The sequence below is a fragment of the Alteromonas antoniana genome, from assembly GCF_019249295.1.
Lineage (GTDB): Bacteria > Pseudomonadota > Gammaproteobacteria > Enterobacterales > Alteromonadaceae > Alteromonas > Alteromonas antoniana.
In genome coordinates, this window is sequence record NZ_JAESDH010000046.1 from 1 (window position 1) to 15654 (window position 15654).

12 protein-coding genes and 1 tRNA gene are annotated in these 15654 nt (G+C 48.6%); 7 read left to right on the top strand and 6 right to left on the bottom strand.

Annotated features, from left to right (window positions below; translation table 11 throughout):
- The 4 genes from rsxC to JKP77_RS21310 form a co-directional block, all read right to left on the bottom strand.
- Positions 1-2320, bottom strand: a 2320-nt coding sequence (gene rsxC, locus JKP77_RS21295) for an electron transport complex subunit RsxC (RefSeq protein WP_218313195.1), incomplete at its 3' end; no start/stop codon positions are given.
- Positions 2321-2326: 6 nt separating this feature from the next.
- Positions 2327-2896 carry an electron transport complex subunit RsxB gene (rsxB, locus tag JKP77_RS21300; RefSeq protein ID WP_218313196.1) on the bottom strand — a complete coding sequence of 190 codons (570 nt, stop codon included), beginning with the start codon at positions 2894-2896 and terminating at the stop codon, positions 2327-2329.
- A complete protein-coding gene (rsxA, locus tag JKP77_RS21305) occupies positions 2896-3477 on the bottom strand; it encodes an electron transport complex subunit RsxA (protein WP_218313197.1) in 582 nt (193 codons plus the stop codon). Before rsxA ends, rsxB begins: the two co-directional genes overlap by 1 nt.
- A gap of 355 nt (positions 3478-3832) precedes the next feature.
- Positions 3833-3909: transfer RNA gene (locus tag JKP77_RS21310), tRNA-Asn, on the bottom strand.
- 1588 nt (positions 3910-5497) lie between these two features.
- Between JKP77_RS21310 and JKP77_RS21315 the strand changes: the two genes are divergently transcribed.
- From JKP77_RS21315 to JKP77_RS21325, 3 genes are all read left to right on the top strand, one after another.
- Entirely contained in the window at positions 5498-6874 is a 1377-nt protein-coding gene (locus JKP77_RS21315) for an MATE family efflux transporter (protein ID WP_476726942.1), read from the top strand.
- Complete coding sequence (gene uvrB / locus JKP77_RS21320) at positions 6871-8886, top strand: excinuclease ABC subunit UvrB (RefSeq protein ID WP_218313198.1); 2016 nt, start codon at positions 6871-6873, stop codon at positions 8884-8886. Before JKP77_RS21315 ends, uvrB begins: the two co-directional genes overlap by 4 nt.
- A 298-nt stretch (positions 8887-9184) precedes the next feature.
- The gene (locus tag JKP77_RS21325) at positions 9185-10111 is read left to right on the top strand and encodes a LysR family transcriptional regulator (protein WP_218313199.1); all 927 of its coding nucleotides are present in this window, start codon (positions 9185-9187) and stop codon (positions 10109-10111) included.
- A 139-nt stretch (positions 10112-10250) separates the two neighbouring features.
- Here the strand turns inward: JKP77_RS21325 and queC are convergent, their stop codons facing one another.
- Positions 10251-10907, bottom strand: coding sequence for a 7-cyano-7-deazaguanine synthase QueC (gene queC / locus JKP77_RS21330; RefSeq protein WP_218313200.1), 657 nt, complete (start codon positions 10905-10907; stop codon positions 10251-10253).
- 99 nt (positions 10908-11006) lie between these two features.
- Between queC and queE the strand changes: the two genes are divergently transcribed.
- From queE to JKP77_RS21350, 4 genes are all read left to right on the top strand, one after another.
- Positions 11007-11675, top strand: a complete 669-nt coding sequence (queE, locus tag JKP77_RS21335; protein WP_218313206.1) for a 7-carboxy-7-deazaguanine synthase QueE — start codon at positions 11007-11009, stop codon at positions 11673-11675.
- Between the two features lie 16 nt (positions 11676-11691).
- A complete protein-coding gene (locus tag JKP77_RS21340) occupies positions 11692-12096 on the top strand; it encodes a hypothetical protein (protein WP_218313201.1) in 405 nt (134 codons plus the stop codon).
- Positions 12096-12956, top strand: coding sequence for a type 2 periplasmic-binding domain-containing protein (locus JKP77_RS21345; protein WP_218313202.1), 861 nt, complete (start codon positions 12096-12098; stop codon positions 12954-12956). The genes JKP77_RS21340 and JKP77_RS21345 overlap by 1 nt, the downstream gene beginning before the upstream one ends.
- Positions 12957-13124: 168 nt before the next feature.
- Positions 13125-13364, top strand: a complete 240-nt coding sequence (locus JKP77_RS21350) for a superinfection immunity protein (protein ID WP_218313203.1) — start codon at positions 13125-13127, stop codon at positions 13362-13364.
- 105 nt (positions 13365-13469) lie between these two features.
- Here the strand turns inward: JKP77_RS21350 and asnB are convergent, their stop codons facing one another.
- Entirely contained in the window at positions 13470-15140 is a 1671-nt protein-coding gene (asnB, locus tag JKP77_RS21355) for an asparagine synthase B (protein ID WP_218313204.1), read from the bottom strand.
- Between the last annotated feature and the right edge of the window lie 514 nt (positions 15141-15654).

The window sequence follows — 15654 nt, forward strand, 5'->3', positions numbered from 1 at the left end:
TGTCTTCAGTGACACTGGTGTCATTATCAGGTTGTTCGCCGGGCGCCTTCGTGCTCTCTGCAGTATTAGCAGTATTAGCAGTATTAGCAGTATTAGCAGTATTAGCAGTATTATCAGCAGCCTGTGCCGCCTTTTTTGCTTTTGCCTTCGCTACGGCTGCGGCGATACGGCGCTTTTTCTCTTCCTCAGGAGAAAGCGATTCTGCATTGCTGGCCTGCGTACCTGCGGGTTTTGTGTCTTCAGTGACACTGGTGTCATTATCAGGTTGTTCGCCGGGCGCCTTCGTGCTCTCTGCAGTATTAGCAGTATTATCAGTATTAGCAGTATTAGCAGTATTATCAGCAGCCTGTGCCGCCTTCTTCGCTTTGGCCTTCGCGACCGCGGCAGCTACGCGACGTTTTTTCTCTTCTTCAGGAGAAAGTGTCTCTGCACCACTGGTCTGCGTATCCGCGGGATTCGTATTTTCAGTGACATTGGCGTCATCATTGAGCTGCTCGCCAGTCGCTTGTGCACGCTCTGTCTTATCCGCGCTGTTACCAGCAGCTTGTGCCGCTTTTTTGGCTTTCGCGCGGGCGATGGCAGCTGCAACTTTGTCTTTTTTCTCTTGCTCGGCAGAAATCACTGATGATTTCTGTTCATCTTGCGCTGAAGACTGCGCCGCCCGGGCGGCTTTCTTTGCTTTTGCGCGCTCGACGGCTGCTGCTACCTGTGCTTTTTTATCGTCATTGGCAGGGGAGGTTCCTTCAGCATCTGACAGAGCCGCTTTTTTGGCTTTCGCTCTGGCAAGCGCAGCCGCTACCTTATCTTTTGCTTCTCCTTTGTCGGAGGGCGCATTAGCAGCAGCAAGGCGGGCCTCTTTGGCTTTCCGGTGTTTCTCTTCGCGCTCCAGCTTTTCCTGTTCCAGGCGGGCCTTGCGCGCTTCAAACCTTTCCCGCGCCTTTTCCGCTTTATTGCGTTCATCGCGCTGCGTGCGGATTTCCGCCTTTGCCTGCCGGTAATAATGAACCAGCGGTATTTCACTGGGGCAGACATAGGCACAGGCACCACATTCAATGCAGTCAAACAGATCGTATTCTTCCGCTTTGTCCAGCTCTTTCGCTTTTGCATGCCAGTACAGTTGTTGAGGCAACAACGAGGCAGGACAGGCAGTAGCACAATCAGAACAACGAATGCAGGGGCGCTCGCTGTCTTCGTCTGGCAATTCGCGCTTTGCAGGGACCAGCAAACAGTTGGTAATTTTCACTACCGGAATATTACTGTCGCTCAACGTAAAGCCCATCATAGGGCCACCCATGATGATTTGCGGCTGACGTTGTTTTTTCGGTAAATAGTTTGCCTGATCCAGCAAGTGCCGGACGGGTGTGCCAATCAGCGCCCAGAAATTACCGGGTTGTTGAACGGCCTCTCCTGTCACAGTGACAACCCGCTCTATCAACGGCTTACCGTTAAATATGGCGTCTGCAATAGCATAGCTGGTACCCACATTAAACATCAGCACCCCCACATCCGCAGGGAGTCCGTTGCGGGGAACTTCGCGTCCTGTGACAACCTGAATAAGCTGCTTTTCACCGCCTGCGGGATATTTAGTCTCAACCGTAACTACGCGATAGGCCTCTTTGTCCTGACACGCGATTTTCATCGCTTCGATGGCTTCGGGCTTATTGTCTTCTATCGCAATCACGATAGCTTTCGGAGACAGCAGGTGTTCAAGGACGTCAATGCCCTGGCGAATTTGCCAGGCGTGCTCACGCATCAATCGATCGTCACTGGTGATGTAGGGTTCGCACTCAACGCCATTGATAATAAGAAATTCGATTTCTTTGCTACTGGCGGTTTTTATGTGGGTTGGAAAGCCGGCACCGCCCATACCTGAAATCCCGGCGTCACAAATAGCAGCAACGACCTTTTGCGGTTGCATATCCTGATAGTTGACGACGGGTGTCAGTGTTGTCCACGTGTCTTTACCATCCGGACGGATGGAAATACACATTTCTGTTAACCCACTGGGATGCGCGGTGACGTGGGGACCAATTGCCACAACCTCTCCGGAGGTAGGCGCATGCACTGGCACACAGAAAGGATTCTGGCTTGTGGTCAGAGGCTGCCCCTTCAAAACCTGATCACCAACTTCTACACAGCACTGACCGTCAGTGCCTACGTGTTGACGCATCGGCACGGTGATCAAATCGGGCAGGGGAATACGGGCAATGTCACTGTTTGCAGAAAGCGCTTTTCTGTCTTCCGGGTGCACGCCGCCCGGAAAGCTGCTGAGCTTATTCTGATTCAGGTTAGCAATTATGTCGTCAAATGCTGGATACATCACGTATTACGATACCATTTTAACCGGAATGTCTCCTTTAGGAGAGTTTGAAAAATCCCACTTCCATGACGCGGTAGTCTGCGTGACAGGCACCATATCGATGCAGTCGACGGGGCAGGGGTCAACACACAAATCACAGCCGGTACATTCGTCGCTGATTACTGTGTGCATTTGTTTCGCAGCGCCGAGGATAGCGTCAACCGGACACGCCTGAATGCACTTCGTACAGCCTATACATTCATCTTCCCGAATGAATGCGACTTTTTTAACGTCTTCCTCGCCGTGCGCCTCATCCAGCGGTTTGGGCTCTACACCCATGAGATCAGCGAGTTTTTTAATCGTGGTTTCACCACCAGGAGGACATTTATTAATTTCATCTCCATTGGCTATCGCTTCGGCGTACGGGCGGCAGCCAGGGTATCCACACTGACCGCACTGGGTTTGTGGCAGTATTTCATCAATTTGTTCGACCAGCGGATCGCTTTCGACTTTAAAACGAATACTTGCATAGCCGAGGATCAGACCGAAAATCAGCGCCAGCGCGCCAATGGCAATAAGGCTCATGGTAATCGTCATCAGACTTTCACCAAGCCGCTGAATCCCATGAACGCTAGTGACATGAGTCCTGCGGTAATCATGGCGATGGAAGCGCCTTTGAAGGACACTGGCACATCTGCTGCCGCGAGTCGCTCGCGCATCGCGGCAAACAAGACCAGTACCAGCGAGAAACCAAGTGCGGCGCCAAAGCCATAAATCAGGCTTTCCATCAGTGTGTGCTGTTCGGTCAGGTTCAGAAGTGCGACCCCCAATACTGCGCAATTGGTGGTAATTAACGGCAAAAAGATACCCAGCAAACGATACAGGGTTGGGCTGGTTTTGTGGACAACCATTTCGGTGAACTGTACGACCACTGCAATCACCAGAATAAATGCCAGTGTACGAAGGTACCCGATGCCCAGAGGCTGGAGCAGATACGTTTCTACCAGATAACTGGATACAGAGGCGAGGGTCAGAACAAAAGTGGTCGCCATCGACATGCCAATAGCCGTCTCAAGCTTGCCTGACACACCCATAAACGGACACAGACCTAAAAATTTCACCAGCACGAAATTGTTTACCAGTACCGTGCCAATCAACAGTAAAAGAAAGTCAGTCATGAAACTGTCAGCAATCCTCTTAACGTAAAATTCATCCGGTTACGGATACCATCACCAGATAATGTATTTACCACGTGGCGAATGTGACTTGCCATCGATACGCGCTTGCATACTAAGCTGTTTTGATTTTTTTCGTTATTAATACAGGGCAGACATAAGAGTCGATGCACAACATTGAAAACGCATACCGTAGTTTGACGTTCACATTGCGAGAGCATGATATCGAAGCCCATTGCAAATGGTGTGTATTATCGCTTTTTAAGGCGCGATAAACAACTTGCTCAGAGCAAGGTTATTCAGAAATTTCTTTGAATTTGTAAGGAATTACATAAGAAGAGAATAAGAAGAGTAAGAGTGGCTCCCCCTCCCCGACTCGAACGGGGGACCTGCGGATTAACAGTCCGTCGCTCTAACCAACTGAGCTAAGGGGGACCTGCTTTTCAACGGAGGCGAATATTAATGAGCATCGGTGTCGCTGTCAACAACCTTCCTAATATTTTTACGTCGATTGCATAAAAAATGTTATTTTGGCGCTTATTAGTGCAAATTTACATCAAAAGCCCGAAAGCAATGCTTAAAATGTGAGCTGTCAGGCTAAACAGAGCGTATATTGCATTTTGTGAGCGCTAAGGTAGCGGGTCGAGAAACAGGAAACTCTTCTATAATACTTAGAGGCTTTCTTATATCAAAAAGCTATTAAAATCCCTTTGACTACTGGACGTAAAAACAGGTATTCATAAATGTGTAACCTGTACACGTCATACAGGAGGTTAGTCATCACTTACCTTTTTTGCTGATGAAATCGGACCAAATAGCGCCAATACTGGCTTTGGACCACTTATCCACTAAAACTGTGGATAACTATGTTGATAGCTTAAGTGACGGGTCTGCTTAACGCAGATCATAGCTTGGTCAATTGAGAAGGATCATTGCACGAAGAAGTTATAAAGTTATTTAAAACAGTGGCTTATTGTTTTTCGTGAGATCTTTTTGTGATCTCCACAGAGATCTGTTGGACAAAGAATAGCTTGTGTGTTAATTCACCGGCGCGTTCAAGGAAACTACGCAGGGAGCCGAAATTTTTCCTTATGGCAACATTAATTTAACATTTGGCGAAAAAGTGTTGATTCCATGAACACTTAATTTCGTGCGTAGCAGTGTCTTGTTATTGCCACACGGCTGTCAGAAAACTGTCATCGGGTTGTCACACAGGAAAATGGTCATTGTGTTGGTTAAATAGTATCCATAAATAGGTTTTTTTACTAAATAACCCTGATGAATATAGTCAAACGTATATTTACGAAATCTTCAATATAAAAGTGATGCGTCATTGATGAATATAAACATTAAAAAATGCCGAGCTCTGGTGTTAAGCGCTTTTTTTGAATTCGGCGTTTGATGTAGCCAGACAGAGTGCTGGTTCTGTCGGGTTATGACATGCCATTATTGACAGTATCCGGCTACCACGCTGTGAGCGCGCAAAGCGCTCTATGCGTTATTATAATTCTGAAAACCCTAAGGAAGGTGCGAATAAGTCTATGGTCTCTCAGGCTTACAGCCAAGTGGCTAGTCGAGACGGCCTTTTGCAGGCCTAACGGGTTAAGTCAAAAAAGGCTAACAAAGAATAGGCGCTTGGCTGTAAGACCCGTAGGGCGAGCCCTGAAGTACGCATTTGCTGCGTTAGGTTTCTTGCCAAGGGCTAAGGCCATTGCCTTCGAACCCTGCCTTGCAACTACGCACTTCAGGACTCGCTGAGTGACTACAGACTTATTCGCACCTTCCTTAAATGCAGTGTAGTGTCGAATATATTTGCCCGGTGACATGGCGAAGCGCGCAGGGGTCATTTAGACTACTCAGGTTTACTGTTTCTCTACAAAGAGGGGCAAAAAGACGGTCAAAACCGCCCGCGGCTTAACCGCAAGTCGCACGCGACGGGCGTTCATATACAGCACCTGACATAGCTCATCTAATTACATCGGGCGGTAAACCAGTGTCGGTGAAACAAGACAAGTAGGTGAAAGTGAGCAAATCGCAGTCTCAAGAGCGCAAAAATAACCTGACATCCGGAGATATTGGGCCAACACTGAAAAGAATGACCATTCCCATGATCCTGGGTATGGTCATGATGATGAGTTTTGGGCTGATTGATACCTTCTTTGTTAGTTTGCTGGGAACCGACCAGCTCGCCGCCATCAGTTTTACTTTCCCGGTCACTTTCACCGTAATTAGTCTCAATATCGGACTGGGCATTGGCACCTCAGCCATTATTGGAAAGTTACAGGGCTCCGGAGAGATAAAGGCTTCTCAACAACATGCCACCGGGGCGCTGACGCTGTCGTTTTTGCTGGTGGGAATACTGGCAGTGTTTGGCTTTGTGTTTATCGAGCCGGTTTTTCATTTGCTTAACGCGACTGACAATCTGATGCCGTATATTCATGATTATATGGGCATCTGGTATGCCTCCAGTGTTTTTCTGGCATTGCCTATGGTGGGCAACAGTGTATTACGTGCCTGCGGTGATACCCGCACACCCAGTATCATTATGGCTGCTGGTGGCGGACTGAACGCATTACTGGACCCTCTGTTTATCTTTGGATTGGGGCCCATACCGGCGATGGGTATTCAGGGCGCTGCGCTTGCTACTTTTATTGCCTGGTTTGTCGGCGCAAGCTGGATCCTGTATTTACTGGCGGTGCAGCGAAAACTGATCCTGCCGCGGTTGTTGACCATGCCGGAAATGAAGGAAAGCAGTCGCGATATTCTGCGAATTGGCTTGCCAGCTGCCGGCGCGAATATGTTAACACCGGTAGCCGGCGGCGTGATGACCGCCGTTGTAGCGGGCTACGGTGCTGAAGCGGTGGCTGCATGGGGCGTCGGTAACAGACTGGAGTCCATTGCCAGTATTGTGATCCTGGCGCTGTCGATGACATTGCCGCCCTTTATCAGCCAAAACGTAGGAGCGAATAACTACAGACGAGTAATCGACGCGTATAAAATCACGCTGAAGTTTATTTTATTCTGGCAACTGGCGGTGTTCTTACTGATGTTTTTACTCAGTTCATGGATCGCAGCTGCATTCGCAAAAGAGCAAGAAGTGGCAGAGCTGATAACCCTGTTTTTGATGATCGTGCCACTCGGCTACGGCATGCAGGGCGTGATCATTCTTACTAATTCGTCACTGAATGCCATGCATCGTCCAATGTCTGCATTAGTGCTCAGTGTCATCCGCCTGTTTGTTTTTTTCGTACCTGTGAGTGTAGCAGGAAGTCTGTTGTTTGATTTGAAGGGATTATTCTGGGGAACCGTCGTAGCCAATGTGTGTATGGCCTCGGTATCATTTATTGTGTTCAGACGCGCGCTGGCACAGCAAAAATATGAGGAAGATGTAAAAGCATGACAAAAGGGTTTGAGCTGGTATCAAAATATAAGCCGGCTGGCGATCAGCCTACCGCTATCCATTCACTGGTTGATGGATTGGAGAGCGGCCTGGCGTGTCAGACGCTACTGGGGGTAACCGGCTCAGGTAAAACATTTACTATGGCTAACGTGATTCAGGAGGTGCAGCGCCCGACGCTTATTCTTGCACACAATAAAACTCTGGCTGCGCAACTGTACGGCGAAATGAAAGAGTTCTTTCCGAATAATGCCGTTGAGTATTTCGTGTCTTATTACGACTATTATCAACCAGAAGCGTACGTACCCAGTACCGACACCTTTATAGAAAAAGACGCTTCCATTAATGACCACATCGAGCAGATGCGACTGTCGGCTACGAAGGCGTTGATGGAGCGCAGAGATGTAGTGATCGTCGCCAGCGTCTCGGCAATATATGGCCTTGGGGATCCTGAGTCTTACATGAAGATGTTGCTGCATTTGCGCCAGGGCGACACGATGGACCAACGTGATATTTTGCGTCGGCTGGCGGAACTGCAATATAAACGCAATGACCTTGCCTTTGAGCGCGGTACATTCCGGGTTCGTGGCGACGTGATAGATATTTTTCCGGCAGATGCTGAGAAACAGGCTGTCCGGGTGGAACTGTTTGACGATGAAATCGATAAAATATCGTTATTCGATCCGCTAACCGGGGCCGTAGACAAGTCTGTTGTCAGAACGACCGTATTTCCGAAAACGCACTATGTTACCCCGCGAGAGAAAATTCTTGCCGCGATCGAAGAAATTAAAGACGAACTGAAAGACAGAAAAGCGCAGCTACAGGAAAGCAATAAGCTGCTGGAAGATCAGCGCATCACACAGCGAACGCAGTTCGATATTGAGATGATGATGGAGCTGGGCTATTGCAACGGTATCGAGAACTACTCACGCTACCTGTCAGGACGCGCGCCCGGCGAGCCACCACCAACCCTGCTGGATTATTTCCCGGCTGATGGCCTGATGTTTATTGACGAATCCCATGTGACGGTTTCTCAGATAGGAGCCATGTACAAAGGCGACCGTTCCAGAAAGGAAACCTTAGTGGAATACGGTTTCCGGTTACCTTCTGCGCTGGATAACCGGCCGTTGAAGTTTGAGGAGTTTGAGCAGATCTGTCCGCAAACGGTATATGTATCGGCCACACCAGGCAACTACGAGTTAGCGAGGTGCGAGGGGGATATTGTTGAGCAGGTGGTTCGTCCTACCGGATTGCTAGATCCAATCATAGAGGTGCGCCCGGTTGCCACACAGGTTGATGATGTCCTTTCTGAAATTAAAGCTCGGGTTGAGGTAGACGAACGGGTGTTAATCACCACCTTAACCAAACGTATGGCCGAGGATTTGAGTGAGTATCTGAACGAACATGGTGTGAAAGTGCGTTACCTGCATTCGGATATTGATACCGTAGAGCGAATTGAAATTATCCGCGATCTGCGTTTGGGCAAATTTGATGTATTGGTAGGTATCAACTTGCTCAGGGAAGGGCTGGATATGCCGGAGGTATCTCTGGTAGCGATACTTGATGCTGATAAGGAAGGTTTCCTTCGCGCTGAACGGTCGTTGATTCAGACCATCGGGCGGGCTGCGCGACACATCAATGGTAAAGCGATCATGTACGGCGACACCATTACCAAGTCGATGCAAAAGGCTATCGATGAAACCGATCGTCGTCGGGAGAAACAGGATGCGTACAATAAAGAGAATAACCTTTCTCCACAGCGGCTGGTGAAACCCATCACTGACATTATGGACATTGGTGACAGTGCGCATCCGGCTTCCGGCAAAGTGCGTATGCGCAAAGTGGCTGAGAAGAAAAAGACGCAACAAGCAGCCAGTGCGACAGATCTTATGGCAAGAATTGCCGAGCTGGAAAAGCAAATGTTCGAACATGCGCGTGAGCTTGAGTTTGAAAAAGCCGCGTCCATGCGAGATGACATTGAAGCGCTCCGCAAGCAGGTTGTTGAGCTCTCTTAGTCTGTCCCGCTGACAAAAAATCCCGGACACCCGCAACACCAGCGGGTGTCTGTTATTTTCTCTTCAAAAACGCTGAGTACTCACCAGATTTACAATTACAAATGCCAGCGATGCTCATCTTGCCAGAGAGTTTCTCAACCTGTCGTCCGTATCGAAGCGGATACCTGGTCCGGACAGGAAAGTAAGCAAACACTCCGTACAAGACTAATAATCTTAAAAAATACCATTGTAATCGCAACCACAGTTGCCTATTATGCTAGCTTGAGTATCCATAACTATACCTATAACTGGTGCCTCCATGTTGAACCGACTGCAAGAATCCGACATTAAGCTTCTGCGTGTTTTTTATGCTGTTGCGAGTTGTAATGGTTTTACCGCTGCCGAACCTGTGCTGCGGATGCAACGGCCTAATATCAGTGCGGCAATTAAGAAGCTGGAAGAACGCCTGGACCTGGTGCTGTGTCACCGGGGGCGAGGTGGTTTTCAAATGACCAAAGAAGGTGAGGTGGTATTTCAGGAAACGAAACGTATTTTTAATGCGTTCGATAACTTTGTGTTTAACCTGAAGTCACTTCACGATGATTACTCCGGCCATATTACTTTGGTAATGATGGCGGGGTTACCGCTTTCCATGCATCTGGCGATCAGTAAAGCGGTAAAAAGCACGATGAAAAAATTTGACGATATTCACGTCAATATTCAGACCCGACTTTACAATGAGGTGGAACATGTGGCGCTGTCAGGCGAGTGTCACCTGGTGGTTTCAACCTACGATATGGTAAAGCCTGAGTCTGTTACGTTTCATCCCATCGGCCTGGAGTGTGAAGGCCGTCTTTATTGTGCGCCCACTCACCCGCTGGCAAAGTATCGTGATACGCCGCTGCCTGATGACGTGAAAATTGAAGATTACCCGGCTATCGGTATATCCGGGTTATCGTCTGCTAACTATATTGAGGGGGATCGTCGTCTGGCGATTCAGACGTTCTCTGACTCTTATGACGGGGCGATGTCGGCAATGATGACCGGAGAGTATGTCGCGCTGCTGCCTGATTATATGGCGAGAGAGCAGGGGGCCAGCCTCGGATTAGTGCCTATCGCGCAGGGTTCACTGTTTAAATTCAGTCATGAATTGTTTGTCATGAACGGGAAAAATACCCGGTTAAACCCGGTATTACGCCACTGCATTAAAGAGCTGTCCTATTTTATTTCAGAAAGCCAGAAATAGTACGGAATTAACCAAAAGAAAAGCGCGTTTCTCTAAAGGTCTCGCGCTTTTTTGTTTCTTATCTCTAAACCACTTATTGAAGTAAGTGATTATCACTTTAAGGCTGGCCGTGCGCGCCGGTAGGCGTTATGGCTGCAGGTTATTCGTACGGCAGTGGATCCGTTACACCATTGTCCCGAAACGCTTCCAGTCGCTCCTGACAGGCTCCACATTTGCCACAGGCCTTATCTCTGCCGTTGTAACACGTCCAGGTCTGGCTGTAATCTAATCCCATTTTCAGGCCATCGGTCAAAATCGCGGTTTTGCTCTCTTTAAGGTAGGGAGTAACAATTTCTACCGGTGTGTAATTCGCGATAGCGCACACATTATTCATTTTTTCCACGAACTCAGGGCGGCAGTCCGGATAAATTGCATGATCGCCGCCATGGGCACCGTAATATACTTTTTCTGCTTCCATGCTGACCGCATAGCCCACCGCCATGGAAAGTAAAATCATATTGCGGTTGGGAACGACCGTTTGCTTCATGCTGGGCTCTTCGTAATGCCCTTCGGGAACATCGATATCCGAGGTCAGAGAGGAGCCGCCAACCAGCTCGTTAATGGCGGAAATATCTACCACTTTGTGAGACACGCCCAGCGTTTTACATACCGCCGCCGCATAGTCGATCTCTTTTTTATGGCGTTGACCGTAGTCAAATGTCAGAGCGTGAGGCGTCTTGCCATCGCGAAGTGCACGGTGAAGAACAGTAAAAGAATCCATTCCTCCGGAATAAATAACAACAACGTTTTCAGACATGGTGAGGTAAAGTTACGAAATTATTCCGGAATTTTATGTGATCCTTGGTAAAATCCCAACATGCAATTGCAACAGGAATCATGTGTGAGTCATTACACTATGCTAAAAATTAACGAAATGTTTGAAACCATTCAGGGTGAAGGCGCGCACACCGGCATTCCTTCGGTGTTTGTTCGTCTTCAGGGGTGCCCGGTGGGATGTCCGTGGTGTGACACCAAACATACCTGGACACTGGATACGGCCCATCTTATTGACGCCACAGACGTACTTGCAAAAACCGCAGAAAGCGAAACGCATTTTGAAACCGATGCAGAAGGTCTGCTGACACTGTTTGAAGAAGAGGGCTATGTTGCCCGTCACGTTGTTATTACGGGCGGCGAGCCGTGCATGTATGACCTGAACGCGGTAACGATGCTGCTTCATCAACAGGGGTTCACTACGCAAATCGAAACCAGTGGCACGTACGAGGTGAAATGTCATCCTGACACGTGGGTAACCGTGTCGCCTAAAGTAAATATGAAAGGCGGCTATGAAGTACTGACCTCGGCGTTGGAAAGAGCGAACGAGATTAAGCACCCGGTAGCGATGGAAAAGCATATTGAAGAGCTGGATGCGCTGCTTGACCGGTTGCCCAAGGGGCATAAGGTTGACGTATGCCTGCAGCCAATCAGTCAGCAAACGCGGGCTACGGCGCTGGCAGTCGAAACTTGTATCCAGCGCAATTGGCGTTTATCGTTACAAACGCATAAATTTATCGGTATAGAATAATAATTAAGGACATACCATGACAAATGAAGTCAATGCGTTTCTTTCCTCGATGGCGGAAGCGGTAGAGTTTGGGCGTGAGCAGCAGCTTCAGGCACTGTTTTCTCAGCCAGCGGTTTTTGTCACCGAAGGGGAAAAGCAGGTATGTATGACGGCCCAGTCGATTCGTGAAAAGCTCAGCAAATTTATTGAAGTCGCTGTAGAAAATGAATGTTACCGCTTGAGCTTTAACATTCTGCAACTGATGACGTTGGCCGAGGGCACCTATTTCGCGCAGGTAAACTGGCAGTGGCTGGATCAACATGGCACGGTAGCTCGGGAGCGGATAAGCGCATTTACGCTGCATGGTACTGACGATGAAATGTCGATTGTGGTTTGCGTACTTGATGCCGCCAGGATAACGACAGCGGAGATTGCGGTATAATGAAGTGGCTATCTGCAGCGGTTTTGTTGTTATTAAGTGCACAGGCAACAGCGGCGATGTGGACAATAACCTACCCAAGGCCTCTTAGTGAGGCTGATATGCGGGATGAATATCCCCGGGCGCTGTTGACGCTGGCGCTGGAAAAAACCGGCGTTAAATACACATTGTTACCCTCTGAGCGGATTCTGTTGCAGGGGAAAGCACTGCGTCAGCTCAGAGAGAGCCGGGAAGTCAATGTAGTCTGGAGTATGACAGACTCGCAACGTGAAAAGGATTTGCTGCCGATCCGGATCCCAATTGCTAAGGGATTAATCGGGTTACGTGTTTTTCTCATCAACCAGCAAAAACAATCAAGCTTTGCTGCAGTGTCGTCCCAGAGTGAACTGATTTCGCTGGCGCCGATTCAGGGAGAGGAATGGCCGGACACCAAGATTCTGCAGGCCAACGGCTTTAATGTACTCACCGTGCCTGATTATCCGGAAGCGTTCTCTATGCTCAATCAAAATCGCGGGGACTTTTTCCCTCGTTCGGTGATTGAAGTCATCAATGAGCTTGAAGAAACTGAGCGGAACCCGGATATTATTTTAGAACCCGATCTGGCAATTTATTACCCCACGGCGATGTATTTTTTCGTTAACCGGGGGGATACCACCCTGGCGCGGCTGATTGAAACGGGATTGCGCAGAGCGATTGAAGATGGTTCTTTTGACGCATTATTTATGTCGACACATGAAGAGATGCTGAATCGTTTGAATATTCCACATCGTAAAGTGTTTAAGATGGATAACCCGTTGCTGCCTGAAAAAACGCCGCTGAATGATCCTGAATTGTGGCTCAATCTGGAAGAGTTGCAAGATTAGCAGCCTCTACCGTTTTACGAATAAATTTCAATCGTGCTGTAATATTCTGGTCTCTCGCTGGACTACAGTAAGTGACACCACAATAGGGCTGTCATTTGTCGGCGCAGGGGGAAATGCAAGACTGCTTTCTGCCTGGGTTTAAATATCGATACCAGCAAGGGAAATACAATGGAAATTTTGACTTACTTTGAGCAGTTAAGCGGCATTCAATGGGTCGCAGGGATCACACTGTTATTTGTGGTGTGGTTTTTACCGGCAATTCTTGCATTCTTTTTTAATCGTAAACAGCTTCGCATTATCGCGGTAGCGTGTGTGCCCGCCGGCTTCTCAGTTATTGCCTGGAGCGGACTGATGTTGTGGGCCGTAACCGGCAACGCGCTGAATCGTTTTCGACGGGCAAAAGCCTGATTTTTCAGAGGATGCCGGCCAGTGGCAGCGCCCTTCAGACATAAAAAAACGCGGCAAGTTGAAACAAAGTGCCGCGTTTTTTTTTGTTGCTTATCACGTTACTGGTTAGCTTTTTCCCGAGTGAACACCTTTCATAGAGCGTCCTGAAGGGTCAGCATTAGATTTAAAGCTTTCATCCCATTCCAGGGCCTCTGCCGTACTACACGCGATGGATTTACCGCCGGGCACGCAGCGCGCGGCGCTCTCCTGCGGGAAATACCCTTCGAAAATCGTACGGTAGTAGTAGCCTTCTTTGGTGTCAGGCGTGTTTACCGGGAAACGGAATTCTGCCGTAGCCAGTTGCTGATCGCTGACTTCGGTCTCAACGAAGTCACGGATAGAGTCAATCCACGAATAGCCTACGCCATCGCCAAATTGCTCTTTCTGACGCCACAGGACCTCTTCAGGCAGCGTGGTGCCATTGTCAAAGGCTTTACGCAGGATCCATTTTTCCATGCGGCCATCAACACACATCTTGTCCTGCGGGTTCAGGCGCATGGCGACATCGATGAACTTTTTATCCAGAAACGGTACGCGAGCTTCTACGCCCCACGCGGAAGTCGCTTTGTTCGCGCGCGCACAGTCGAACATATGCAGGCGGTCCAGTTTACGCACAGTCTCTTCATGAAGCTCTTTGGCGTTTGGCGCTTTGTGGAAATACAGATAGCCACCAAAGATTTCATCAGACCCTTCACCGGATAACACCATTTTGATACCCATAGCTTTGATCTTACGCGTCATCAGGTACATTGGCGTAGCTGCACGAATGGTCGTCGTGTCGTAGGTTTCCAGATGAAATATCACATCGCGGATAGCGTCCAGGCCTTCCTGTATGGTGAAATGGATCTCGTGATGTACTGTGCCAATCATATCTGCGACCTGTTTTGCCGCTTTCAGATCCGGCGCACCCTCAAGACCGACTGCAAAGCTGTGCAAACGAGGCCACCAGGCGTCGGATTTGTCTTCATCTTCAACACGTTTGGCAACGTACTGTGCTGCGACAGCAGACACCAGTGATGAGTCCAGACCACCAGAGAGTAATACTGCATAAGGCACGTCTGACATCAGGTGTGACTTTACCGCTTTCTCAAAGGCTTCACGCAGCTCATCAAGATTACTTTCATTGTCTTTAACGTTGTCGTAACTCATCCAGTCACGCTGGTAATACTTTGTGACTTTCCCGTGTTTGCTCCACAGGTAATGCCCTGGCGGGAATTCGCTGATGGTTTTACAGATAGGCGCCAGTGCCTTCATTTCTGAGGCAACATAAAAGTTACCGTGTTCGTCGTAACCGGTGTAGAGCGGAATAATACCGATATGATCGCGGGCAATCAGGTAAGCGTCTTCTTTCTCATCATAAAGTACGAAGGCAAACATGCCTTCCAGTTCGTCGATAAAGTCTATGCCACGCTGCTGAAACAGTGGCAGGATCACTTCGCAATCGGAACGGGTTTTAAACGTGTAAGGCTGCTCCAGATTCGCGGCCAGTTGCTTATGATTGTAGATCTCACCATTGACGGCCAGAATAGATTGACCGTCCTGGCTGATAAGGGGTTGGGCACCTGTGTCCACGTCGACAATCGCCAGCCGTTCGTGGCACAGGATGGTATTGTCATTATTCCAGATACCCGACCAGTCTGGGCCGCGGTGACGCAGCAGTTTAGTTAAATCTAACGCTTGGGTTCTGAGTTCAGACACATCGGTCTTGATATCCAGGATACCGAAAATACCACACATAAAACGGGTTCTCTCTTATCACTTGTTGAAAATAGGCGTTTTTTCTGTCGGATCTCTGTATGAGATAGCGGTGGTTTTTTATTGTTTGACCAGAGAAGATGCGAATAAGGCTATGCGATTGTTCCCCTGTGTTGTGGGGGATAGTTGGCGGATGGCCGACAGCACTGACGTGAATCCGGTTACGTTATTACCTGATCGGGCTGCTTGGCTGACGATAGCAATATTCGCATCTTCTCTGGCTTCACTCGCGTGTCTTTGAATGTGCCAGTATGAGGAAAAATTGCAAGTGTATTCTGATGCCTTTTTGGAATTACTCATCCCGCCAGCGCAGATCCTACGCGCAGACAAGTGAGTTTTTAGGTGAACGCAAAAACTATTGTGATAGGAATACAGACAATTCGGGCGCGACAATGCGCATAAAAAAGCCAGCACGAAGGCCTGTCTCTTATACACAAATCCCTGCTAAGTAATTAGTGGGGATTTTTTTTGAACTCTATTTACCAAGCTTGATCAG